Below are 21,642 nucleotides of genomic sequence, written 5' to 3'. Positions count from 1 at the left end.
GTGCTAGGCGATGGCCGGGTGGGGCCAGAGCGCGTTGCGGTCGATGTCCCGCAGCGTGCGGCAGCCGGCCAGGGCCATCGCGATCTCGAGCTCGGTGCGCAGCATGTGCAGCACGTGGATGACGCCCACGGCGCCGGCCGCCGCCAATCCATGCACGTAGCCCCGGCCCACCATCACGGCGCTGGCGCCCAGCGCCAGCGCCTTGAATATGTCGGTGCCGCGCTGGATGCCGCCGTCCATCAGGACCGGCAGGCGGCCACCCACTTCGGCGGCGATCCAGGGCAGGGCCTCCAGCGTGGCGGGCAGCGTGTCCAGGCCGCGGCCGCCGTGATTGGACACGACGATGGCGGCCGCGCCGGCATCGATCGCCAGCCGGGCATCGGCCGGCGCCAGGATGCCCTTGAGCACCAGGGGCAGCCGGGTGGCCGAGCGCAGCCAGGCGATGTCGTCCCACGACGGCGCGCCGTCCAGCGTGCCGCCGCCGAAGATGGCGCTTTCCCCGGCCCGCGCCACCGCGCCCGCCATGGGGCGCATGCCCCGCAGGTTGACAGCCTCGACGTCCGGGGGCAGCCCGAAGCCCTGGCGCTGTTCGCGGTTGCGCACGCCGTTGACCGGCGCATCCACCGTGACCACCAGCGCGCGATAGCCAGCCGCCTCGGCGCGCCGGACCAGCCGCAGGGTGTCGTCGCGCTCGCGCTGGAAATAAAGCTGGAACCACAGCGGCGCTTCGGCCGTGCGCGCCATGTCCTCGAGTCCGACGCTCGCCTGCGTGCTGGCCACCATGACCGTCTTCATGGCGGATGCCGCCAGCACGCTGGCCAGTTCGCCCTGCGGATGGACCAGTTTCTGGTAGGCCACCGGGGCCAGCAGGATGGGGAAGGGCAGCGGCGTGCCCAGCAGCTCGAGCCCGGTGCCGCCGCCCGTCAGGTCGCGCAGCACGCGCGGCTGTATGCGTACGCGCGCATAGGCCTCGCGGTTGGCGCGCAGCGTGTGTTCGTCGGCAGCGCCGCCCGACAGGTAGGCCCAGGCGGCGTCGCTCATGCGTTCCCGCGCGTAGTCCTCGTAGTCGGCCACGGCGGCGATCTGCGGGGGAATCTGCGTCAGGGGGGGCAGGGGCATGTCGGCTCCGGGGCGCCCGCTCAGGTCTGCGACCATTGCCGCAGCAGGTTGTGATAGATGCCGGTCAGCTGGACCACGGCGTCGCTGCCGGGGACTTCGCGGGACAGTTGCTGGATGGCCGTGTCCATGCGGTACAGCGTTTCGCGTTGCGTCTCGTCGCGCACCAGGCTTTGCACCCAGAAGAAGGCCGAGACACGGGCGCCGCGGGTCACGGGGGTGACGCGGTGCAGGCTGGTGCCGGGATAGATCACCAGGTGGCCGGCGGGCAGCTTGACGCGGTGGGCGCCGTAGGTGTCCTCGACCACGAGTTCGCCGCCGTCGTAGTCTTCCGGCGGCGTCAGGAACAGGGTGGCCGAGATGTCGGTGCGCACGCGGTGGGCGCTGCCGGGCAGGCTGCGGATGGCGTTGTCGATGTGGTTGCCGTAGTTGCCGCCACCTTCGTAGCGGTTGAAGGCCGGTGGCAGCACCTTCAGCGGCAGCGTGGCGGAAATGAACAGCGGGTTGGCGCCCAGCGCGTCCAGGATCTGGTTGCCCAGTTGCGCGCCCAGCGGATCGTCATTGGCCAGTTGCTGGTTGTGCTTGGCGTGGACCGCCATGTGCCCGGCCGTGGCGCGGCCATCGACCCAGGCGGCACCCGCCAGCGCCTGCCGGCAGCGTGTCACCTGCTCGGCCGTCAGCACGTCGGGAAGGGTCAACATCATGGCGGAGTATCCTCGTGAGTATCCCGGCAAGTTTACCCTTGCCGCCCAACCAGGAGCCCCGCATGCCCGCCGATATGCCCGACCTGCAATCCCTCTGGATGCCCTTCACCGCCAATCGCCAGTTCAAGGCCGCACCCCGGCTGCTGGTGTCGGCCAAGGGCATGTACTACACCGACGCCGACGGCCAGCGGATCCTGGACGGCACGGCCGGCCTGTGGTGCTGCAACGCCGGACACGGGCGCGAGGAAATCATCGAGGCCGTGCACGGGCAGATGCGCGGGTTGGACTATGCGCCGCCTTTCCAGATGGGGCATCCGCTGGCCTTCGAGGCGGCGCGGCGGCTGGCCGCGCTGATGCCGGCGGGGCTGGACCGTATCTTCTTCACGAACTCGGGGTCCGAGTCGGTCGATACCGCGCTCAAGATCGTGCTGGCCTACCACCGGGCGCGCGGCGAAGGCCAGCGCATGCGCTTCATCGGCCGCGAGCGGGGCTATCACGGCGTGGGGTTCGGCGGCATGTCGGTGGGCGGTATCGGTACCAACCGCAAGGCCTATGCGGGCAACCTGATGCCGGGCGTGGACCATCTGCCGGCCACGCTGAACCTCGCCGAGGCGGCGTTCACGCGCGGGCAGCCGGCCTGGGGCGCGCACCTGGCCGACGAACTGGAGCGCTTGCTGGCCTTGCACGATCCTTCGACGGTGGCGGGGGTGATCGTCGAGCCCATGGCCGGCTCGGCGGGCGTGCTCGTGCCGCCGCTCGGCTACCTGGAGCGCTTGCGCGAGCTATGCACGCGCCACGGCATTCCGCTGATCTTCGATGAAGTGATCACCGCCTTCGGCCGCTTGGGCGCGGCCACCGCGGCGCAGCGCTTCGGGGTGACGCCGGACCTGCTGACGATGGCCAAGGGGATCAACAATGCCGCCATTCCGATGGGCGCGGTGGCGATATCGCGGGAGATCCACGACACGATCATGGCGGCGGGGCCGGGCAACGCGATCGAGCTTTTCCACGGCTACACCTATTCGGGGCACCCCGCCGCGGCGGCGGCCGCGGTGGCCACGCTGGACCTGTACGAGAAGGAAGGGCTGTTCGCGCGCGCCGCGAGTCTGGAGCCGGTGTTCGAGTCGGCGGTTCACGGCCTGCGGGGAGCGCCGCACGTGAAGGACATCCGCAACATCGGGATGGCGGCGGCGATCGAACTGGAACCGCGCGCGGGGCAGCCGGGGGCGCGGGCCTACGAGGCGTTCCTGGCCTGCCTGAAGGCAGGGGTGCTGGTGCGGTTCACCGGGGACATCCTGGCGTTCTCGCCGCCGCTCATCATCGACGAGGAGCAGATAGGCGTGCTGTTTTCCGTGGTGAAGACGGCGCTGGATGCCGTGGGCTAACCAGGGCGCAGCGGATCCGGCTTTGCCGGTCCGCCAGCGCGTAGGGGGGTCAGCTATAGTCCGGCTGCTTCGCCGGCACGGCCTGCTGGAACGCGGGCTGCTGCTGGCAGTGCTCGTACACGGCCATCACCCGGGGGTAGGCCGAGGTGTCGCAGCCCATGCGCTGGGCGTTGCCGACCTGGGGGACCAGGCAGCAGTCGGCCAGCGTGGGGGCGTCGCCGAAGCAGTAGGGACCGGAGCCGTGGGCCTGGAGCAGGCGTTCGACGGCGGCCAGGCCGTCCTGGATCCAGTGGTCGTACCACGCCTTCTTCTGTTCCTCGGTGACGCCGATGACGTCGGTGAGGTACTTCAGGATGCGCAGGTTGTTGACCGGATGGATGTCGCAGGCGATGGCCAGCGAGACCTCGAGCACGCGGGCGCGCTGCATCTTGTCCTGCGGGATCAGGCGCGGCTCGGGATAGGTGGCGTCGAGGTAGTCGAGGATGGCCAGCGACTGCCCCAGTTGCACTTCGCCGTCGACCAGCAGCGGGACATTGGCCGAGGGGTTCCTGGCCACGTAGTCCGCCGCGCGGTGCTCCAGCTTGCGGATGTTGACGCCGTGGTACTCGTAGGCCAGGCCCTTGAGCGCCAGCGCGATGCGGACCCGGTACGAGGTCGAGCTGTTGAAGAAGCTATAGAGTTCCATATCGGCTCGTCCGGCCTCAGACCACGCGGACCTTCAGTTCGCCCAGGCCGGCCACGCCGCTTTCCATCAGGTCGCCCTTGACCACGGGGCCCACGCCTTCGGGGGTGCCCGTGAAAATCAGGTCGCCCGGTTCCAGGCGGAAGTACTTGGACAGGTAGGCCACCGTTTCCGCGATCGACCAGATCAGCTTGGAGGTGTCGCTGCGCTGCTTGTCCTGGCCGTTGACCTTGAGCCACAGCTCGGCCTTGTCCATGTCGCCGACGTCGGCGGCCTTGTGCAGCGGCGCGGTGGGCGCGCTCTGGTCGAAGGCCTTGCCGAGTTCCCAGGGGCGGCCGACTTCGCGCATCTTGATCTGCAGGTCGCGGCGGGTCATGTCCAGGCCGACGGCGTAGCCCCAGACGTGGCTCAGCGCCTGTTCGACCGGGATGTTGGAGCCGGCCTTGCCGATGGCGGCGACCAGTTCGATCTCGTAGTGGAAGTTCGAGGTCTCGGACGGGTAGGGCAGGTCCAGGGTCGTGCCGTAGGGCACGGCCACCACGGCGTCGGCAGGCTTGCAGAAGAAGAACGGCGGTTCGCGGTCGGGATCGAAGCCCATTTCGCGCGCGTGGGCGGCGTAGTTGCGGCCGACGCAGTAGACGCGGCGCACGGGGAATTGTTCGTTGCTGCCGACGACGGGCAGCGCGGTGACCGCTTCGGGTTGGAAGACGTACGACATGGGCGGGTAACCTTTGGTGGAGGGATGGGAAAAGGGATCAGGCGACGCGCTCTTCGCGCAGCAGCCCCAGCGCGGCCTGCACCGGACGATCAGAATAGCTGAATAGCACCGCGTCTTCGAGCGCGGCCAGTTGCACCGGTTTCCAGGGCGGCACGGAGAATACGTCGCGCGGCCCGAACTGGAAGACTTCGTCGCCGATGCGCACGCTGCCCTGGCCTTCGACCACGCTGAACACGGTGGAGTCCGAGGTGCGGTAGGTCTTGCCCTGGAAGCCGGCCGGCAGCCACTGCATGAAGGTCGCCATGGTGGGCATGGGGTAGCCGCCGGTGGCCGGGTTCACGTAGCGCAGCTTGACGCCGTCCCAGGGGTCGAGTTCGCCGCGGCGCGCCAGCTGGTCGAGGGCCTCGCGCGAGCGTTCGTAGGGATAGTTGAAGATGGGCGAGGACGTGCCGCTGAAGGTGTGGCGCACCGGCGCCATGTTGTAGCCGTAGCGGGCGAAGCTGTCCCCCTCGGGGCGCATGACGGGCTGCGAGGCCTCGGGGTAGTTTTCGGCGAAGCCGGCGTCCAGCGAGCGCAGCAGCGGGATGTCCAGGCCGTCGAGCCAGACCACCGGCTCGCCGCCTTCGGCCTCGGTGGGGTTGCCGTGGTCGTGCCAGGTCCAGGACGGCGTGATGATGAAGTCGCCGGGATGCATGGTGGTGCGTTCGCCGTTGACCGCCGTGTAGGCGCCCTTGCCTTCGACGATGAAGCGCAGGGCGGACTGGGTGTGGCGGTGGCTGGGGGCGATCTCGCCGGGCAGGATCAGCTGCAGGCCCGCGTACAGCGTCTGGGTGATGGCCGACTGGCCTTTCAGGCCGGGGTTCTCCAGGATCAGTACCCGGCGCACGGCTTCCTCGGCGCTGATGATGGAGCCCGACTCCATGACGTCGGCGCGCAGCTTCTCGTATTTCCAGATCGCGGGCACGCACTGCGGCTGCGGCTGGGGCGGGACGAGGGTATGCAGGGATTCCCAGAGGGGGCTCAGGTTCTTCTGCGCGATGCGGTCGTAGTAGTCGCGGCGCGCGGCATCGGGAGCGGTCTTGTCGAGCATGGATGTCTCCGTGTCTGGCGGAATGGCGCGGAGTGCCCCCGCAGCCGTGGTTTCGGCCATTGTATGCGTCGAGGTATGCAAATCGATATGAAATTATCTTATCAACCATATCAATAAAAATATGGCTTGCGGCATGTAGGCCGGCTCATCCATGCACCAACCGGAGGGCCGGGACTAGAATCGTCGATGATGCCGACCAGCGTGAGCCCCCTATGACCTATTGTGTGGCGACGCGCGTGGACCAGGGGCTGGTGTTCCTGGCGGACACGCGTACCAACGCGGGCGTGGACCACGTCAGCACCTTCCGCAAGATGACCGTGTTCGAGCAGCCCGGCGAGCGCGTCATGGTGTTGCTGACGGCGGGCAACCTGGCGCTGACCCAGTCGGTCGCGCAGCTCCTGTCGCAGCCGTCCGACCCGGACCTGTCCACGCCATGGAACGTGCCCGACATGTTCGAGGCGGCTTGCCTGGTGGGGCGGGCGGTGCGCGAGGTCCACCGCATGCACGGCAGCGCGCTGAACGATTTCAACATCGAGTTCAATTGCAGCTTCCTGCTGGGCGGCCAGATCCGGGGGCAGCCCATGCGGCTGTTCCAGATCTACGCGGCGGGCAACTTCATCGAGGCTTCGACCATGAGCCCGTATTTCCAGATCGGCGAGGCCAAGTATGGCAAGCCCATCCTGGACCGGGTGCTGACGCCGTCGATGCCGCTGGACGAGGCGGCCAAGTGCGCGCTGATCTCGATGGATTCCACGCTGCGCTCGAATGTGTCGGTCGGCCTGCCGCTGGACCTGCTGGTGTACGAGAAGGACAGCCTGCGCGTGACCAAGTTCGCGCTGATCGACCACGACAACGACTACTTCCGGATGATCCATTCGTCGTGGGGCGAGCGGCTCCGGCAGGTGTTCGCCGAGATTCCCGACCCGCAGTGGGCGCCGGTTTCGGCGCTGCCCCACGGCAAGTCGCCGATGCGCTCCGAGCCGCCGCTGGCGCCGGGGCACGGGCCCTACAAGTCGGTGCACGAGCCCGCCCTGGCACAGACCCTGGCGCAGTCGCCGGGGCGTCAGCCCGGGCCGGACTAGGGCCTGTTCCCCCTAGGCGATGGGCGTCAGCGCGTTTTCCAGCGCCTGGGCGGTCAGCGGCCGCGAGAACCAGAACCCCTGCGCTTCGTCGCAACCCAGTTCGCCCAGCCGGCGGGCGTGGGCGGCGGTCTCCACGCCTTCGGCGGTGACCTTGATGCCCAGCGCGTGGGCCATGCCTATGATGGCGCTGATGATGGCGTCGCCGTTCTTGACCGACGAGATCGCGCGTACCAGCGAGCGGTCGATCTTGATGCGGTTGACCGGGAAGCGCGCCAGGTAGGCGAAGCTGGAATAGCCGGTGCCGAAGTCGTCGATCGCGATAGCCACGCCCAGCTTGCGCAGGCTTTGCAGCGTGTCCGAGACCTGGCGGGTATTGTCCAGCAGCAGCCCCTCGGTAATCTCGAGTTCCAGGCAGCCCGGCGGCAGATGCCAGCGTTCGAGGGCGGAGGCGACCACGCCGTAGAGCTTGCGGTCGCGCAACTGCGTGGGAGAGATATTGATCGCCATGCACGGCGACTGGCCGAACTTGGCGTGCAGGCGCACGGCCTGCTGACAGGCGGTGTCGATCACCCAGGCGCCCAGTTCGTCCATCAGGCCCAGGTCTTCGGCCATGGGGACGAACTCGGAGGGACCGACGGCGCCCAGCCGCGGGTGCTGCCAGCGCAGCAGGGTCTCGGCGCGGGTGATGTGGCCGGTGCCCAGGTCGACCTGCGGTTGGTAGGCCAGCGAGAACTGGCGCGTTTCCACCGCCTCGCGCAGCAGCGTCTCGAGATGGTTGCGGCGCGCCGACTGCGTCTGCATGCCGAAATCGAAATGGCGGGCGGTGCCGCCGCCGCTGCGGCTGGCCGCGTGCAGGGCCAGCAGGGCGCGCTGCAGCAGGGCCCTGGCATCGTTGCCGGCCGTGGGATGGGAGCTGACCCCGATGCTGGCGGTGACGTGCAGCGTTGCCGAGGCGAACGGGATGGGCCGCGAGACTTCCGCCATCAGCGCGGTCTCGCGCTCGACGGACAGCGTGTTGCGGCCGGTGGAGATCATGACGAACAGCGAGCCGCGCATCAGTCCGAGCACGTGCTCGTCGCCGCACAGGCGCTTCAGGCGGGACGCCACCTGCTTGATGGCGGTGTCGGCGGCGGCATGGCCGAGGGTGTCGCGCAGCTTGCGCAGGTTGTCCAGCTCCAGCAGTACCAGCAGGACCGGATCGCTGCCGTTTTTCGCGCGTTCCAGCGCCAGCCCCAGGCGCTCTTCCAGCAATTCCTGGTTGGGCAGGCCCGTCAGGGGATCGTGGTGCAGCAGGTGCCAGAGCTGCAGGCCATTGCGGGGGCGGCGGGAGTTGTCGAAGACCGTGCCCACGTAGCCGGCGGTCTGGCCATCGGCCTGGGTCAACCGGCTCAGGGCCAGCGTGACGGTGACGCGGGCGCCGTTGCGGCGCATATAGGTCCAGTCGGCTTCCGCCCCCTGGCTGGCGATCATTTCGGAGTCGGGGTGCAGGCCGACGATGTCGCGCACCGGCGGCGAGGCCAGTTCGCCCTGGCGCAGCGCCAGTTCGGACGGGTCGTGAAGCGCGTCGAAACGCAGCTTGCCGATCAACTGGCCGGCGGAATAGCCGGTGATGCGCTCGTAGGCGGGATTCACCATGGTAAACACGCCATGCGCATCGCACATGAATATGCCGCAGGGAGCCGACTGCATCGCCAATTGATAGGCGGTGGCGGTCCATTGCTGAGCGGACCACGCCGTCGTGGTGCCCGCATCGTTGTGCACGGTCTCATTCCTCCACGACCAGGACATTCTGTCGTGCCGGCCCCGCCGGCACGGCATCTATTGAATCACAAGCGGCCACGGCGCGGCAGGCGATGATGGCGCTACGCCACGACTTTTCAGGGATCTCCCGGGGTGGCGCGTTCGGGGGGGCGACTTTTTGTCGCCGCCGGGCCGCCCCAAGGCAAAAAACGCCCCCTCGGGGGGGCAGCGGGAAGGCCGGCCCGGCCTCAGGCTTTCAGCCGGGCATCCATCGTGATCTGCGCGTTAAACAGCTTGGACACCGGGCAGCCCGCCTTGGCCGCGTTGGCGGCTGCCTCGAAGGCGGCCTGGGCGGCGCCGGGAATGGCGGCCTCCACGTCCAGGTGGACCGCCGTGATCGAGAAGCCATCGCCCACCTTGTCCAGCGTGACCGTGGCCGTGGTCGCTATGCTTTCCGCCGTCATGCCCGCCTTGCCCAGCTCGGCGGACAGGGCCATCGAGAAGCAGCCGGCGTGGGCCGCCCCTATGAGTTCCTCGGGATTGGTGCCCTTGCCGCCCTCGAAGCGGGTATGGAAGCTGTAGGGCGTTTGCGACAGCACGCCGCTCTCGGTGCTGAGCGTGCCCTTGCCATCCTTGATGCCGCCTTTCCAGACGGCCGAAGCCGATTTCTTCATGAATGCCTCCTGGTTGACAGAGCCGTCCAGCTTAACGCCGGGCGGCCGGCGCGGGCCGGGAGGGAATCGCAAGCGGCTGTAACGCCTTGAGGCGTGGGGCTGTCAAACTACAATCCACGCGATGCACGGAACACGAACGGACATGACGCGGAACGCCGCGGCGGACACGCGGGCCGCCGTGCCGCTGCGCGTGCTGCGCGCGGTCGCCGCGGTGGCGCAGGCAGGCGGCGTGACCCCGGCCGCGCTGGCGCTGCACCAGTCCGCCTCGTCCGTGACGCGGGCCATCCAGGAGGCGGAGTCGCTGCTGGGCATACGCCTGTTCGACCGTGGCGCGCGAGGCATGGCCGCCACGCCGGCGGGCGAAGTCCTGGCGCTGCGGGTCGCGCGCGCAATGGCCTTGCTGCGCGCGGCCGCGGAAGGGCTGCGGCTGCGCGGCGCGCCGGCGTCGGTCATGGCGCTGCCGCGACTGGTCGGCGACACCTCGCTGGCGGCGCTGGCCTTGCGCGCCGACCATGCCACCGAAGGCGCCGCGGCGGATGCGCTGGGCATTTCCCAGTCGGCGCTGCACCAGGCGCTGCGCCGGCTCGAGCACCTGGCCAAGCTGCCGTTGTTCGAGCGCACGCGGATCGGCACGCGGCTGAACGAATCGGGCCGCTGGCTGCTGCTGCACGCGCGCCGGGCCGTGGCCGAGATCCGCATCGGCCACGAGGAACTGGCACGCTGGCGAGGCCTGGGCGGGCGTCGCGTATCGATAGGCTCGCTGCCCATGACGGGCGACGTGCTGGTGCCGCGCGCGGCCGCGCTCGCGATCGGCGCCGAGTCCGATATTTCCCTGACCATCAAGGGCGGCACCTACGAAGCGCTGACCGAGATGCTGCGCGCCGCCGACATCGATTTCATGGTCGGTCCCCTGCGCGGAGCCGCGCTGGCGGCCGACTTCGTCGAAGAGGTGTTGTTCATCGATCGCTTCGTCGCGGTCGTGCGTGCCGGCCATCCGCTGCTGGCGCGCCGCCGGCGTCCCTCGCTGCGCCAGCTGGCGGCCTATCCCTGGGTCGGGCCCTTGCCCGGCACGCCCGCGCAGCGGGTGTTCGACCACCTGTTCGCGCAGGCGGGCATCCCCATGCCCGGCGTTTCCATGCAGGCCCACAGCACGGCGGTGGTGCGGTCCGTCCTGCTGTCGGGCGACCACGTGGCGCTGGTCTCGCCGCTGCAGGTCAGGGCGGAGGTGGCGGCCGGCCTGCTGGTCCATGCATGCGGTCCCCTGGCCGGCACGGAGCGCGGCATCGGCATCACCCAGCGGCGGGACGCCCTGGCGTCGTCGGCCTGCCTGGCCGCCATGGCGGCCTTGCGCCAGGCGGCGGCGGAGGCCATTTTCACGCCCATCGATAAGTAGAACGCAACGCAGGATCCCCAACACGCAAGGCTGGGCTCGCATCGGCAGGGGTGCAGTTCGTATACTGCCCGGCAAGGAAAACCTCCGGCGCTGCGTGGCGGCTTCACGCGATGCACGGCCGGTGGAAACGACAAGAAAACAGGGGAGACCACGACATGTGGAATAGCTTGCGCGCAACGATTTTTCTGACGGTCCCGGCCATCATGGCCTGCGCGGCCACCAGCGCGGTCCACGCGCAGGATGCCGCCGCCAATTATCCGAATCGGCCATTGCGTCTGGTGGTGCCTTTCACGCCGGGTGGGTCCACCGACATCCTGGGACGCACCATCGGCCAGCAACTGAACCAGGCCTGGGGCCAGGCAGTGGTGGTCGAGAACGTGCCGGGCGCCGGCGGCAGCATAGGCGCGGACAAGGTCGCCAAGGCGCCCGCCGACGGCTACACGCTGTTGATGGGCCACATCGGCACGCTGGCCGTGACTCCTTCGCTGTACACCAAGCTGCCTTATGACCCGATCAAGGCCTTCGCCGCCGTAGCCTGGGTGGCGCGCGTTCCCAACGTGCTGGTGGTGCATCCCTCGGTCCAGGCGAAGAGCCTGCAGCAACTGGTCGCCTATGCCAAGGCCCACCCCGACGCGATCAACTACGGATCCGGCGGTAACGGCAGCGCCGCCCACATCGCCACCGAATACCTCAAGCTGCAAAGCGGGGCGAGCATGCAGCACGTGCCCTACAAGGGCACCGCGCCAGCGGTCAACGATCTCGTCGCCGGCCACATCAAGGTCATGTTTACCGGCGTGCCCGCGGTGATCGCGCAGATCAAGGCCGGCCAACTGCGGCCGATCGCGGTATCCTCGCCCCAGCGCGTGAAGATGCTGCCCGACGTGCCCACCGTGGCCGAGAGCGGTTATCCGGGCTTCGAGGCGGACCAGTGGTATGGCGTGGTCGCGCCGGCGGGCACGCCGCGCGAAGTGGTGGCCAAGCTGAACAAGCAGATCAACCAGTCCCTGTCGTCGCCCGAGATCGAGCAACGTCTGGCCAGCGAAGGCGCCGAGGCCACGCCCAACCCGCCCGAGGTCTTTGCCAAACTGATCAACGCCGAGATCGCCCGCTGGCGGCCGGTGATCGAGAAGGGCGGCGTCAAGGTGGATTGATCGTTCTTTCCGCAACGACAGGACCAAGGGCCCGGCGTGTTCGCGTCGGGCCCTTGTTGCGTTGCCGATACGCCTGCCGTCATGCCGCTGTCACCCGATGACGCGGGAGCCGCGATAGATCGGCCCGCGCCAGCGGTCTGCCTGGGCGTCGGTGGAAAGCGTTACATCTGAGAAGGTAAAACATTCGCGAAAATCGGCTGGCAGCGAAGGCCATGGATTAAGCTTTGCCCAACCTCACTTCAAATGGAGGGCATGATGCTCGAGTGGCTTCGTAGGTGGGTACTGAGTCACGCCCCGACCCCGGAAAGAGAAGCAGAAAAGGCGCTGAACGAGGCGCGGCTGGCGCTGTATCGCGCCGAGCAGCGGGTTCGCGATGCGATCATGTACGCGGAGTACTACCGCGAGCGGGTCAGCTTCCTGAAGCGGGTCAAGGAAGAAGGCATCGAGAACGTGACCGACGTGCGGGCCATGCGTCCGTATGGGGGCCAGGCCGGAGGTTCGCAGGCGACGCTGCGGCTGCATCCGAAGGCGGTCACGAACGAGTAGCCGCGCACCGCTGGTCCGCAAGCAAGATACCGGCCGCGCGGCGGCAAAAAAAAGCCTCCGCTCTGGGAGGCTTCATGGCAACCATCCGAGGATGGTTGGTAGGGTGGGAGGGACTCGAACCCTCGACTCTCTGATTAAAAGTCAGATACTCTAACCAACTGAGTTACCACCCCACGTACTCACGGAGTTCGCTGTTCGATCAACTGAACTTGCGACCCGAAGCCCAAAATTATGGCAACCCAAAGACTCTTTGTCAAATGAAAAAGGCCGGTATATCCGGCCTTTTTCATTTGAGCGGGTATCGCGTCACTTCAGCAGTTCGAGACGATCCTTCGCGGTCTGCGCGGCGGGCACGCCGGGATAGTCGCGTACGATGCGTTCGAGCGTGGTGCGCGCACCGCGCCTGTCGTTCAGTTCGACCTGGCTGCCGGCGATGACCAGCAGCGCGTCGGGCGCGCGGACGTTGGAGGGAAAGTTCTTGACCAGCGCCTGCTGCTGCGTGATGGCCGCCTTGTAGTCCTTGAGCGCGTAGTGGCTGCTGCCGACATAGAACTGCGCGGCGGGCGCGTACGGGCTCTGGGGGTACTGGCGGACGAAGTTCGACAGGGCGGGGATGGCGTCGGCGTAGTTGCCGTTGCGGAACAGGTCGATGGCGGCGTCATAGGCGCGCTTCTCGTCGGCGCCCACGGTGGCCTGCTGGCCGTCTATCGAGGCCGTCTGGGGTTCGAGGCGCTTGAGGCGCGTGTCGAGGTCCAGGTAGATGTCTTTCTGGGCTTGCTGGGTGTCGGCCACCTGCTTGGTCAGAATTTCGATCTGACCGCGCAGGCGGGCGATTTCCTGCTGCAACTGCTCGATCTGCGAGGCAAGCTGCAACTGGCTGCGCTGGCTCTGGGCCAGGTCGTCGGTCAGTTTGCGGCCTTGCTGGTCGGACCGCTCGCGCACTTCCTTGCGCAGGTCGATGATGGCCTGGCGCGCCTCGTCGTCGGAGAACAGGGCCGCGTGGGCCGAGAAACCCGTCAAGCTGGCGCCGATGCAGGCGGTGGCGGCCAGCAGCCGGAGGCGGGAAGTGCGGAGCGTCATGAGGGCGGATCCTTAGCGGTAGGCGATGTCGGCGCGGCGGTTCTCGGCGCGCGAGGCTTCATCCGTGCCGGTGGACTTGAGCTTTTCCTTGCCGAAGCTGATGGCTTCGACCTGGTCGTCGCGCACGCCCAGCAGCACCATCATGCGGCGCACGGCTTCGGAACGGCGCTGGCCCAGGGCCAGGTTGTATTCGCTGCTGCCGACGTCGTCGGTGTTGCCTTCGATCACGACCTTGCGGTTGCGGTTGTTGTTCAGGAAGCGCGAGTGGTTTTCGACGATGGGACGGTACTGGTCCTTGACCACGTAGCTGTCGAAGTCGAAGTACACCGAACGCTGGGCCAGCACGCCCTTGGGATCGTTCAGCGGATCCAGGCCCTGCTGGGTGGTGTCGACGCGGGCGACGCCGTTGGGGTTGGCGCCGGTGTTCTGGCCGGAGCGGTCTTCGACCGGGACGTTGCTGCTCTCATCGAGCTTGACGGGGCTGCTGCAAGCCGAGACTACCGCGACAACGCTCGCCACGACGAACATTTTGAATGCACGAGTAGACATGATTTTTCCTTGGGTTCCGAGGGACGATAGTGGGTTGGAAAAGACGATGACCAGACCGAAACGTGATCCTAAAGTGTCACATGAGCCCCACGGCGCGCAAGGTTGCAAGACGTGACAACGATGCGGCGCCGCGACAGCGGGGCCCTTTTCAGGTAATCAATTGTTCAGGAAAGGCCCCCAGGTGGGTTCGCGTACGTCACCGTTGAGCACCGACAGAGTCTGGGTAACGCGACCGTCGCTCGAAACCGCAGCCAGCACACCGCGGCCGGACTGCGATGTTGCATAAAGAATCATCTTTCCGTTGGGGGCAAAGCTGGGGGATTCGTCCCGGCCGCCGTTGGTGAGGACGAGCTCATTACCGGTGGCGAGGTCTAGGGAAGCTATCTGGAAGCCGGCGCGGCGGGTGACGTACAGCAAGGTTTTGCCATCAGGCGACAACTGGGGAGAAATATTGTAAGTCCCTTTGAACGTGACGCGCTCGACTTGATTGTTGTCCACGTTCAGCCGGTAGATCTGCGGGCTGCCGCCACGGTCGCTGGTGAACAGAATGCCGCGGCCATCGGGCGTGAAAGTGGGTTCCGTATCGATGCCGGGAGACTGGGTCAGCCGGCGCAGGCCCGAGCCGTCGGCGTTCAGCATGTACAGCTGGGACAGGCCGTCGCGGGTCAAAACGACCGCCAGGCGGTTGCCATCGGGCGCCCACGCCGGGGCGCTGTTATTGCCCTTGAAATTGGCAACCGGTATCCGTTGGCCCGTGGTGATAGTGTGCACATACACAACAGGCTTGCGCGATTCGAAGCTTACATAGGCCAGGCGGGTGCCGTCGGGCGACCAGGAGGGCGAGATGATGGGCTCGCGCGAGCGCAGGGCCGTTTGGGCGTTCTGGCCGTCGGCGTCGGCGATCTGCAATTCGTAGATGTTGTCGCGCTTGAGCACGTAGGCGATGCGTGTTGCGAAAATGCCACGATCACCGGTCAGCTTCTCGTAGATGCGGTCGGCGATCTGGTGCGCGGTGCGACGCATTTCATTGGCGCCCGAGGCGAAGGCCACGCCGTCGATCTGGGCCTGCTTGACCGTGTCGACCAGGCGATAGCGAACGTCGTAGCGGCCGTCGCTGGTGCGTTGCACGCTGCCCACGGCCAGCGCGTCGGCGCCGCGGGTCTTCCAGGCGGCAAAGCCGATGACGGCCGAGTCCGACAGCGGGGTGTCGCCGGCATCGATGATGCGGAACAGGCCGGTGCGGTTCAGGTCGGCGCGGATGATTTCCGCGATCGCCTTGCCCTGCGGATCGGCCGACTCGAAGTTGGCGATGGCCACCGGATACTGGTTGGCGCCGGCGCCCGAGATCTGGACGGTGAGCTGGGCGCGGGCCGGGGCGGCGCCCAGGGCGAAGGCCGTCGCGGCCAGCGCCGCGGCGCATTGCAGGAGCCGCCGTCCTAGCCGGCTGCCGAGGTCACGCAGGCGAGCGCTGCCGGACAGGGCGGACGAGGGGGGGAAAGCGGGATTTGCAAATGTCATCAGTCGAACATCCGATATTGAACTTCTATGTTGGACTCGTACCGGCCGGAAGACGGCCGCGGGAAGGGGTCGCAACGCCGGATACCGGTCTCGACCGCGCGATCGAAAGCCGGGACGCCGGAGGAGCGGACGAGGCGCGGCGCGCCCGCCTGGTCCCCGGTGGGTAGCAACTGGACCCGGAACACGGCTGTGGGGTTCCCGCCGGAGGAACTGCCACTTGCACTATAAATGACTCCGGGTTTGATGCAAGCGCGCACCAGGTCCGCATAGCCGGGGTCGCCCCCGCCGCCGCCCGCCTGGTTGCGGTTGGCGGTGCCGCCCTCGCGGCCGCCTTCCAGGCCAGCCGCGCGGGCGGTGTCGTTGCGGAAGGCTTCGCGCAGCTTGCGGTCGCGCTCGGCCTGGGCCTTCTTGTCGGCAGCGGCCTTCTTGTCTGCGGCAGCCTTGTCGGCCGCGGCTTTCTTCTCGGCGGCGGCCTTGTCGGCGGCCAATTGGTCGGCCTTTTTCTTGTCGGCTTCGCGCTGTTCGGCTTCCTTCTTTTCTTGCGCGCGCTTGTCGGCCAGCTTCTTCTCTTCCAGCTTTTGCAGTTCGCGCTTGCGCTCGGCCTCGCGCTCCTCGGCTTCGCGCCGTTCAGCCTCGCGGCGCTTCTTTTCCTGCTCGATGGCGATGTCGGGCTTCTCCTGCGTCACCTTGGGTTCAGGCGGCGGAGGCGGTGGCGGGGGCGGCTTGATCGGCTCGGGTTGCGGTTCGGGCGTGGGGGTGGGCGGCTCGGGCTGGTTGGGCGCGGGCAGCGCCGTCCACAGTTCGGCCTGGACCGGCCCCGGCGAGCGCCGGTTCCAGTCCAGGCTGAAGATCAGGGCGGCGGCCAGCAGCACGTGCATCAGCACCGCCAGGCCGAAGGATTTCCACTTGCCGGGTTCCGGCGGTCGTCGGAGAGGTCGGTTGGATCGGTCGTTGGGCGCCATGGGCAATCAGGAGCCTTGTTGCTTGACCAGCAGGCCGACCCGCTTGACGCCCTGGCGCTGCAGGTCGTCCATGACTTTCAGCACGGACTCGTATTGCGCCTTGCGGTCGGCGGAGATGACGACGGGCTGGTCGGGATGTTCGGACTGGCGTTCGCGCGCGAGGCGGGCGAGGTCGTTGCGCGGGACGGCATGCGGCGTGCTGTCGCCGCGCTCGCGGTCGCGGATGGTGACATTGCCGTCGGCGGCCAGGATGATCTCGAGCGGCTTGACCGGTACCTGCGAGGCCTTGCCCACCGTGGGCAGGTCGATCAGGCCCGGCGACATCATGGGCGCGGTAACCATGAAGATCACCAGCAGCACCAGCATGACGTCGATGTACGGGACGACGTTGATCTCGTTCATGGAGCGGCGCCCACCTCGGCCGCCGCGGTTGCTGGAGCGGTTCGAGGGCATCAGCGCACCTGTCGTTGCAGGATGTTCAGGAACTCGTCGATGAAGCTGTCGAAGCGGATGGACAGCCGGTCGATGTCGTGCGAGAACCGGTTGTAGGCGACCACCGCGGGAATGGCGGCGAACAGGCCGATGGCCGTGGCCACCAGCGCTTCGGCGATGCCGGGCGCGACGCTGGCCAGCGTGGCCTGTTCGACGTTGGCCAGGCCGCGGAAGGCGTGCATGATGCCCCAGACCGTGCCGAACAGGCCGACGTAGGGGCTGACGGAGCCGGTGGAGGCCAGGAAGGCGAGGTGGGATTCGAGCGAGTCCATCTCGCGCTGGTAGGCGGCCCGCATCGCGCGGCGGGAGCCGTCCAGCAGCGTGTTGACGTCGCTCAGCTTGCTCTGGCGGCCCTTGACGAATTCGGCCATGCCGGCCTCGAAGATGCGCGCCAGCGCGCCTTGTTCGCCGCGCCGCGTGGTGACCGCCTGGTGCAGCATGTTCAGGTCGCCGCCGGACCAGAAGTCGGCCTCGAAGCGCTCGGTCTGCTGCTTGGCGCGCTTGATGGCGAAGTGCTTGCGGAAGATGTAGGTCCAGGACATCAGCGACACGATGGCAAGGATGGCCATCACGCACTGGACGGTAAAGCTTGCCTGGGTGATCAGGGACAGGATGGACATATCCTGGTTGACGTTCATGCAGAGTCCTTTGGGGGGGCGAAAGAGGATGCCTGAAGGGTTGATGTCGGGGTTAATCGGTTGCGGGTTCCGCCGCGAGCGGCGCGAGCGCCCGGACGAGATCGGGCGGCAGCGCGCGCGGCCGCAGCGTCGCGCGATCGACGCATCCTACCTGGACCTTGCCGGTCGCGAGCAGTTCATCGCCGCGCTCGCAAAACTGCAGGAAATCGATGGAGGCCTTGCCCAGGCGGGAGACCTGGCTGCGTATCGTCAGGCTGTCGTCCAGGGCGGCGGGCCGCCGATACTGGGTGTCGATGCCGCGCACGACGAAGATGCAGCCGGTCAGGTCCGCCAGCGCCCGCTGTTCGACGCCCAGCGCGCGCAGCCACTCGGTGCGGGCGCGTTCGAAGAACTTGAGGTAGTTGGCGTAGTAGACCACGCCGCCGGCGTCGGTATCTTCGTAGTAGACCCGGATCGGAAACCGGAAATCTTCACTGGCGGGTTGGAGCACGAGGCGGAACCTTGGACGAGTCTGGCGAGCTGAGGCCGATGAAGCCCCTGGGGCGAAATTGTAAACAACCCGCCGGTCCGGGGCATCCGGCCACCATGCGGGCATTGTGCCAAATGTGACGGCTTGTAAAGCGGGAAACTTTAGCGCGCCAGGGCCGTCAGACGCCAGGAAGCGTTGATTGCAAGCCTGTGCGGCTTCGGGTGCGTGGGTGGCGCCGTCCGGGTTATCGACGCTTCCACCCTTCTTTTACAGGTCGGGCGATTCTGCACCGAGCTGTCATGGCCGCGTCATCGACGCCGTTCATGATCTCGTCCGACTTGATGTCAACTGTGCCCTGCACAGTCGAACCCGTGACCTGGGGGATGCCCAGCACGGGTTTTGTTTTTGTACCCCCCTACGCGCTGACGCGCGCCCAGTATGGTGAGCCCCCAGCCGCTACGCGGCAGCCCCCCAAGGGGGCCGGGACCCGCCTTGGGGCGGCCCGGCGCCGGGTCCCGGGGGCGATGCGGGTGGACCGCCGGATCCGCCGCATCCTGGGTCTGCCTCGATCATTTCCGTATCAACTGGAAAACAGATCGCCACCGGTTTGCGTGGGCGGGGTCAGGCCCAGGTGGCGATAGGTGCCCTGGGTGGCGATGCGGCCGCGCGGGGTGCGTTGGACGTAGCCGTGCTGGATCAGGTAGGGCTCGATCACGTCCTCGATGGTGTCGCGTTCCTCGCCGATGGCGGCGGACAGGCTGTCCAGGCCCACGGGGCCGCCGTCGAACTTGTAGACGATGGCTTCCAGCAGCTTGCGGTCCATGATGTCCAGGCCGGCCGGGTCGACGTCCAGCATGGACAGGGCGGCGTGGGCGACTTCGCCGGTGATGCGGCCGCCGGCCTTGACCTCGGCGTAGTCGCGCACCCGCCGCAGCAGCCGGTTGGCGATGCGGGGCGTGCCGCGCGAACGGCGCGCGATCTCGCGGGCGCCGTCCTCGGCGATGGCGGCGTTGAGCAGGCCGGCGCTGCGGGTCACGATGGAGGACAGCTCGTCGGCGGTGTAGAACTCCAGGCGCGCGATGATGCCGAAGCGGTCGCGCAGCGGGTTGGTCAGCATGCCCGCGCGGGTGGTGGCGCCGACCAGCGTGAAGGGCTGCAGGTCGAGCTTGACGCTGCGGGCGGCGGGGCCTTCGCCGATCAGGATGTCGATCTGGAAGTCTTCCAGCGCGGGGTACAGGATTTCCTCGACCACCGGGGACAGGCGGTGGATCTCGTCGATGAAGAGGACGTCGTTGCGTTCGAGATTGGTCAGCAGGGCCGCGAGATCGCCCGGCCGCTCCAGCACCGGTCCGGAGGTCTGGCGCAGCTGGACGCCCATCTCGCGCGCGACGATGTGGGCCAGCGTGGTCTTGCCCAGGCCCGGCGGGCCGAACAGCAGGACGTGGTCCAGCGATTCCTGGCGCTTGCGCGCGGCGGCGATGAAGATCTCGAGCTGTTCGCGGATGCGGCGCTGGCCGACGTATTCGTCGAGCGCCTTGGGGCGCAGCGCGCGTTCGATGGCCTCTTCGTTGGGGGACGAGGCGCGTGGAGAGATCACCCGCATGTCGGGGGCGTCGTCTCGGATGGAAAGCTTGTCGGGCTGGATCGCCATGGGGGTATTCTGCCTTGAACTGCGGGTATGTTAGCCCGTTCCGCGCCGGGCTGCGGGCGCCGCCGCCGGCTTAGTAGTCCAGCCGTCCGTACAGTTCGCCGAAGGGCACCATGACGTGCTCGCGATAGGGCGCGCGCTGCTGCAGCCGCTGGTACCAGGCCCTGACGTGGGGTACGTCGGGCCGGGCGATGTCCAGGCCGAAATAGCGGTACAGCGCCGTGCCGGCGGGAATGTCGGCCAGGGTCAGTTGCTCGCCGCCCAGAAAGGGCTGGTTCGCCAGCCGCGCATCCAGCAGGCGGAAATAGCCGGCGCATTCCTCGACGCGGGCGCGGATCCGGTCGGGGTCGCGCAAGGGCTCGGGCGTCCGGTAGTAGCCCCAGAACACGCCGGTCAGGAAGGCGGGTTGCAGCGAGGTGTGGGCCCAGTCCATCCAGCGTTCGGCCTGCGAGCGGGCGGCCGGGTCGGCCGGCCAGAAGTCCGGTGCGCCATGGCGGGCCGCCAGGTAGCGCAGAATGGTGTGGGATTCCCAGACCACGGCGCCGTCGTCGTCGATGACCGGCACCCTGCCGTGGGGGTTCAGCGCGCGGAATTCCGGCGTGTCGATCAGGCCATGCTCGCCGCCGGCGGGGATGTGTTCGTAGGCCAGCCCCAGTTCGTTCGCGAACCAGAGCACCTTCTGCACATTGAACGAGTTGCGCCGTCCCCAGATCCTGAGCATGCGGCCTCCGTCGGCGCGCCTAGCGGGCCAGCGCCTTGAGCGCCTGCTTGATGCCTTCCGAGACGCCCACGCCGGCCGGCAGGTTCTTCACCGAGGCCACGGCCTCGCGTTCGGAATAGCCCAGCGCCACGAGCGCGTTGAGAATGTCGGTCTGGCCGTCGGCCACCACGTGGCCGGCCGCGGCCCCCAGGTCGGCGCCCAGCTTGCCCTTGAGTTCCAGCAGCAGCCGTTCGGCCGTCTTCTTGCCTATGCCCGGCACGCGGGTCAGGCGGCCGGCCTCCTGCAGGGTGACGGCCTGCGACAGCTCGGCTACCGTCATGCCCGACAGCACGGCCAGCGCGATCTTGGCGCCTACGCCGCTGACCTTGATGAGTTCGCGGAAGGTGACGCGTTCGGCCGCGGTGCCGAAACCGTACAGCACGTGGGCATCCTCGCGTATGGCCAGGTGGGTGAGCAGCGTCACCCGGGCCCCGAGTTCGGGCAGGGAATACAGCGTGCTCATCGGCACGTCCAGTTCATAGCCCACGCCGTTCACGTCCAGGCAGACGGTGGGCGGTTGTTTCTCGACCAGCGTTCCGGTCAGGCGTCCGATCATGAATTCACCTTGGCGACTTGTCTTCGCGCGTCATACTAATCTTCCGGCCCGCAGCCGGGTACCGCGGCGGGCGAAGGCGGGATGGCTGCCGTGTTCGCGCAGGCGGTCGGCCATGGGCGAGACGTGCGCATGGCAGATGGCGCAGGCCAGCGCGTCGGCGGCATCGGCCGCGGGGGCGCCGTCCAGCGCCAGCAAATGTTGCACCATGGACTGCACCTGGGTCTTGGCGGCGCGTCCGGTGCCGACCACCGATTTCTTGATCTGCAGCGCAGTGTATTCGTGCACCAGCAGTCCGGTGTCGGCCAGCGCGCACAGCGCCGCGCCGCGCGCCTGGCCCAGCAGCAGCGTCGAGGCGGGGTTGGTGTTGACGAAGACCTTCTCGACGGCGGCGAAATCGGGCGCGGTGTCGCGCACGACCTGCCGCAGGTTGTCCAGGATGATCTTGAGCCGCGCCGACAGGTCGTCGTCGGCGGGCACCACGATGGTCCCGCTGGCGACATAGCGCAGCCGCGGCCCCTCCGATTCGATCACGCCGAACCCCGTACGCCGCAACCCCGGATCCACCCCAAGAATACGCATAACGTCAGCCTACCCCGGATCCAGGGCGCCGAGGATCCGGCTCCGCCGGTCCGCCAGCGCCGCCCCAAGGCGGGTCCCGGCCCCCTCGGGGGGCTGTCGCGTAGCGGCTG

23 protein-coding genes and 1 tRNA gene are annotated in these 21,642 nt (G+C 67.9%); 5 read left to right on the top strand and 19 right to left on the bottom strand.

Annotated elements, in window-relative coordinates; translation table 11 throughout:
* Window positions 1-3: 3 nt before the first annotated feature.
* Entirely contained in the window at window positions 4-1,119 is a 1,116-nt protein-coding gene (locus tag EGT29_RS20715) for an alpha-hydroxy acid oxidase (RefSeq protein WP_124690748.1), read from the bottom strand.
* A gap of 20 nt (window positions 1,120-1,139) precedes the next feature.
* The gene (locus tag EGT29_RS20710) at window positions 1,140-1,820 is read right to left on the bottom strand and encodes a Fe2+-dependent dioxygenase (RefSeq protein ID WP_124690747.1); all 681 of its coding nucleotides are present in this window, start codon (window positions 1,818-1,820) and stop codon (window positions 1,140-1,142) included.
* A 62-nt stretch (window positions 1,821-1,882) separates the two neighbouring features.
* Between EGT29_RS20710 and EGT29_RS20705 the strand changes: the two genes are divergently transcribed.
* The gene (locus EGT29_RS20705) at window positions 1,883-3,205 is read left to right on the top strand and encodes an aspartate aminotransferase family protein (RefSeq protein ID WP_124690746.1); all 1,323 of its coding nucleotides are present in this window, start codon (window positions 1,883-1,885) and stop codon (window positions 3,203-3,205) included.
* Window positions 3,206-3,254: 49 nt separating this feature from the next.
* On the opposite strand, the gene maiA is transcribed toward EGT29_RS20705, so the two are convergent.
* From maiA to gtdA, 3 genes are read right to left on the bottom strand one after another with little or no spacing between them, the layout of a single operon-like run.
* Window positions 3,255-3,890, bottom strand: coding sequence for a maleylacetoacetate isomerase (gene maiA, locus EGT29_RS20700; RefSeq protein ID WP_124690745.1), 636 nt, complete (start codon window positions 3,888-3,890; stop codon window positions 3,255-3,257).
* A gap of 16 nt (window positions 3,891-3,906) precedes the next feature.
* The gene (locus EGT29_RS20695; protein ID WP_124690744.1) at window positions 3,907-4,605 is read right to left on the bottom strand and encodes a fumarylacetoacetate hydrolase family protein; all 699 of its coding nucleotides are present in this window, start codon (window positions 4,603-4,605) and stop codon (window positions 3,907-3,909) included.
* A gap of 37 nt (window positions 4,606-4,642) precedes the next feature.
* On the bottom strand, window positions 4,643-5,695 hold the full coding sequence (gene gtdA, locus EGT29_RS20690; RefSeq protein WP_124690743.1) for a gentisate 1,2-dioxygenase: 1,053 nt from the start codon (window positions 5,693-5,695) through the stop codon (window positions 4,643-4,645).
* Between the two features lie 212 nt (window positions 5,696-5,907).
* On the opposite strand from gtdA, the gene EGT29_RS20685 reads away from it, so the two are divergent.
* The gene (locus EGT29_RS20685; RefSeq protein ID WP_124690742.1) at window positions 5,908-6,777 is read left to right on the top strand and encodes a proteasome-type protease; all 870 of its coding nucleotides are present in this window, start codon (window positions 5,908-5,910) and stop codon (window positions 6,775-6,777) included.
* A gap of 12 nt (window positions 6,778-6,789) precedes the next feature.
* On the opposite strand, the gene EGT29_RS20680 is transcribed toward EGT29_RS20685, so the two are convergent.
* Together EGT29_RS20680 and EGT29_RS20675 are read right to left on the bottom strand one after the other, a co-directional pair.
* Complete coding sequence (locus EGT29_RS20680; protein ID WP_161567894.1) at window positions 6,790-8,538, bottom strand: GGDEF domain-containing phosphodiesterase; 1,749 nt, start codon at window positions 8,536-8,538, stop codon at window positions 6,790-6,792.
* A 227-nt stretch (window positions 8,539-8,765) separates the two neighbouring features.
* Window positions 8,766-9,191: an OsmC family protein gene (locus EGT29_RS20675; RefSeq protein WP_124690740.1), complete on the bottom strand. Its 426-nt coding sequence runs from the start codon at window positions 9,189-9,191 to the stop codon at window positions 8,766-8,768.
* Between the two features lie 142 nt (window positions 9,192-9,333).
* Here EGT29_RS20675 and EGT29_RS20670 point away from each other — a divergent pair, with 142 nt between their 5' ends.
* From EGT29_RS20670 to EGT29_RS20660, 3 genes are all read left to right on the top strand, one after another.
* Window positions 9,334-10,584, top strand: a complete 1,251-nt coding sequence (locus EGT29_RS20670) for a LysR family transcriptional regulator (RefSeq protein ID WP_161567893.1) — start codon at window positions 9,334-9,336, stop codon at window positions 10,582-10,584.
* Window positions 10,585-10,787: 203 nt separating this feature from the next.
* Window positions 10,788-11,735, top strand: coding sequence for a tripartite tricarboxylate transporter substrate binding protein (locus tag EGT29_RS20665; protein ID WP_238160483.1), 948 nt, complete (start codon window positions 10,788-10,790; stop codon window positions 11,733-11,735).
* Window positions 11,736-11,990: 255 nt separating this feature from the next.
* On the top strand, window positions 11,991-12,281 hold the full coding sequence (locus EGT29_RS20660; protein WP_192901766.1) for a hypothetical protein: 291 nt from the start codon (window positions 11,991-11,993) through the stop codon (window positions 12,279-12,281).
* Between the two features lie 96 nt (window positions 12,282-12,377).
* Here the strand turns inward: EGT29_RS20660 and EGT29_RS20655 are convergent.
* The 12 genes from EGT29_RS20655 to ruvC form a co-directional block, all read right to left on the bottom strand.
* Window positions 12,378-12,454 (bottom strand) — tRNA-Lys (locus EGT29_RS20655).
* Window positions 12,455-12,587: 133 nt separating this feature from the next.
* Window positions 12,588-13,361 carry a tol-pal system protein YbgF gene (ybgF, locus tag EGT29_RS20650; RefSeq protein ID WP_124690737.1) on the bottom strand — a complete coding sequence of 258 codons (774 nt, stop codon included), beginning with the start codon at window positions 13,359-13,361 and terminating at the stop codon, window positions 12,588-12,590.
* Between the two features lie 12 nt (window positions 13,362-13,373).
* The gene (locus EGT29_RS20645; protein WP_124690736.1) at window positions 13,374-13,910 is read right to left on the bottom strand and encodes an OmpA family protein; all 537 of its coding nucleotides are present in this window, start codon (window positions 13,908-13,910) and stop codon (window positions 13,374-13,376) included.
* Window positions 13,911-14,066: 156 nt separating this feature from the next.
* Entirely contained in the window at window positions 14,067-15,428 is a 1,362-nt protein-coding gene (gene tolB, locus EGT29_RS20640) for a Tol-Pal system beta propeller repeat protein TolB (protein WP_124690735.1), read from the bottom strand.
* Window positions 15,428-16,390: a cell envelope integrity protein TolA gene (gene tolA, locus EGT29_RS20635; RefSeq protein ID WP_124690734.1), complete on the bottom strand. Its 963-nt coding sequence runs from the start codon at window positions 16,388-16,390 to the stop codon at window positions 15,428-15,430. The genes tolB and tolA overlap by 1 nt, the downstream gene beginning before the upstream one ends.
* Window positions 16,391-16,396: 6 nt before the next feature.
* Window positions 16,397-16,843 carry a protein TolR gene (gene tolR / locus EGT29_RS20630; protein ID WP_124690733.1) on the bottom strand — a complete coding sequence of 149 codons (447 nt, stop codon included), beginning with the start codon at window positions 16,841-16,843 and terminating at the stop codon, window positions 16,397-16,399.
* Window positions 16,843-17,520: a protein TolQ gene (gene tolQ, locus EGT29_RS20625; RefSeq protein WP_124690732.1), complete on the bottom strand. Its 678-nt coding sequence runs from the start codon at window positions 17,518-17,520 to the stop codon at window positions 16,843-16,845. The genes tolR and tolQ overlap by 1 nt, the downstream gene beginning before the upstream one ends.
* A 52-nt stretch (window positions 17,521-17,572) precedes the next feature.
* Window positions 17,573-18,010 (bottom strand): tol-pal system-associated acyl-CoA thioesterase, encoded by a 438-nt coding sequence (gene ybgC, locus EGT29_RS20620; RefSeq protein WP_238160152.1) that lies wholly within the window; start codon window positions 18,008-18,010, stop codon window positions 17,573-17,575.
* A 559-nt stretch (window positions 18,011-18,569) separates the two neighbouring features.
* The gene (ruvB, locus tag EGT29_RS20615) at window positions 18,570-19,640 is read right to left on the bottom strand and encodes a Holliday junction branch migration DNA helicase RuvB (protein ID WP_124690730.1); all 1,071 of its coding nucleotides are present in this window, start codon (window positions 19,638-19,640) and stop codon (window positions 18,570-18,572) included.
* A 70-nt stretch (window positions 19,641-19,710) separates the two neighbouring features.
* Window positions 19,711-20,358 (bottom strand): glutathione S-transferase family protein, encoded by a 648-nt coding sequence (locus EGT29_RS20610; protein ID WP_124690729.1) that lies wholly within the window; start codon window positions 20,356-20,358, stop codon window positions 19,711-19,713.
* A 19-nt stretch (window positions 20,359-20,377) separates the two neighbouring features.
* A complete protein-coding gene (gene ruvA / locus EGT29_RS20605) occupies window positions 20,378-20,953 on the bottom strand; it encodes a Holliday junction branch migration protein RuvA (RefSeq protein WP_124690728.1) in 576 nt (191 codons plus the stop codon).
* A gap of 30 nt (window positions 20,954-20,983) precedes the next feature.
* Window positions 20,984-21,532 (bottom strand): crossover junction endodeoxyribonuclease RuvC, encoded by a 549-nt coding sequence (ruvC, locus tag EGT29_RS20600; protein WP_124690727.1) that lies wholly within the window; start codon window positions 21,530-21,532, stop codon window positions 20,984-20,986.
* Window positions 21,533-21,642 lie beyond the last annotated feature (110 nt).

It is taken from the genome of Pigmentiphaga sp. H8 (assembly GCF_003854895.1).
In the GTDB taxonomy this organism is placed as follows: Bacteria; Pseudomonadota; Gammaproteobacteria; order Burkholderiales; family Burkholderiaceae_B; genus Pigmentiphaga.
Note: the sequence above shows the minus strand (reverse complement) of the source record. Positions and strands in the feature narration are given on the sequence as shown.

Excerpts from the sequence above, each read along its gene's own strand:
- EGT29_RS20715 (WP_124690748.1), bottom strand. The coding sequence starts at position 1,119 with ATGCCCCTGCCCCCCCTGACGCAGATTCCCCCGCAGATCGCCGCCGTG.
- EGT29_RS20710 (WP_124690747.1), bottom strand. The coding sequence starts at position 1,820 with ATGATGTTGACCCTTCCCGACGTGCTGACGGCCGAGCAGGTGACACGC.
- EGT29_RS20705 (WP_124690746.1), top strand. The coding sequence starts at position 1,883 with ATGCCCGCCGATATGCCCGACCTGCAATCCCTCTGGATGCCCTTCACC.
- maiA (WP_124690745.1), bottom strand. The coding sequence starts at position 3,890 with ATGGAACTCTATAGCTTCTTCAACAGCTCGACCTCGTACCGGGTCCGC.
- EGT29_RS20695 (WP_124690744.1), bottom strand. The coding sequence starts at position 4,605 with ATGTCGTACGTCTTCCAACCCGAAGCGGTCACCGCGCTGCCCGTCGTC.
- gtdA (WP_124690743.1), bottom strand. The coding sequence starts at position 5,695 with ATGCTCGACAAGACCGCTCCCGATGCCGCGCGCCGCGACTACTACGAC.
- EGT29_RS20685 (WP_124690742.1), top strand. The coding sequence starts at position 5,908 with ATGACCTATTGTGTGGCGACGCGCGTGGACCAGGGGCTGGTGTTCCTG.
- EGT29_RS20675 (WP_124690740.1), bottom strand. The coding sequence starts at position 9,191 with ATGAAGAAATCGGCTTCGGCCGTCTGGAAAGGCGGCATCAAGGATGGC.
- EGT29_RS20670 (WP_161567893.1), top strand. The coding sequence starts at position 9,334 with ATGACGCGGAACGCCGCGGCGGACACGCGGGCCGCCGTGCCGCTGCGC.
- EGT29_RS20665 (WP_238160483.1), top strand. The coding sequence starts at position 10,788 with ATGGCCTGCGCGGCCACCAGCGCGGTCCACGCGCAGGATGCCGCCGCC.
- EGT29_RS20660 (WP_192901766.1), top strand. The coding sequence starts at position 11,991 with ATGCTCGAGTGGCTTCGTAGGTGGGTACTGAGTCACGCCCCGACCCCG.
- ybgF (WP_124690737.1), bottom strand. The coding sequence starts at position 13,361 with ATGACGCTCCGCACTTCCCGCCTCCGGCTGCTGGCCGCCACCGCCTGC.
- EGT29_RS20645 (WP_124690736.1), bottom strand. The coding sequence starts at position 13,910 with ATGTCTACTCGTGCATTCAAAATGTTCGTCGTGGCGAGCGTTGTCGCG.
- tolB (WP_124690735.1), bottom strand. The coding sequence starts at position 15,428 with ATGACATTTGCAAATCCCGCTTTCCCCCCCTCGTCCGCCCTGTCCGGC.
- tolA (WP_124690734.1), bottom strand. The coding sequence starts at position 16,390 with ATGGCGCCCAACGACCGATCCAACCGACCTCTCCGACGACCGCCGGAA.
- tolR (WP_124690733.1), bottom strand. The coding sequence starts at position 16,843 with ATGCCCTCGAACCGCTCCAGCAACCGCGGCGGCCGAGGTGGGCGCCGC.
- tolQ (WP_124690732.1), bottom strand. The coding sequence starts at position 17,520 with ATGAACGTCAACCAGGATATGTCCATCCTGTCCCTGATCACCCAGGCA.
- ruvB (WP_124690730.1), bottom strand. The coding sequence starts at position 19,640 with ATGGCGATCCAGCCCGACAAGCTTTCCATCCGAGACGACGCCCCCGAC.
- EGT29_RS20610 (WP_124690729.1), bottom strand. The coding sequence starts at position 20,358 with ATGCTCAGGATCTGGGGACGGCGCAACTCGTTCAATGTGCAGAAGGTG.
- ruvA (WP_124690728.1), bottom strand. The coding sequence starts at position 20,953 with ATGATCGGACGCCTGACCGGAACGCTGGTCGAGAAACAACCGCCCACC.
- ruvC (WP_124690727.1), bottom strand. The coding sequence starts at position 21,532 with ATGCGTATTCTTGGGGTGGATCCGGGGTTGCGGCGTACGGGGTTCGGC.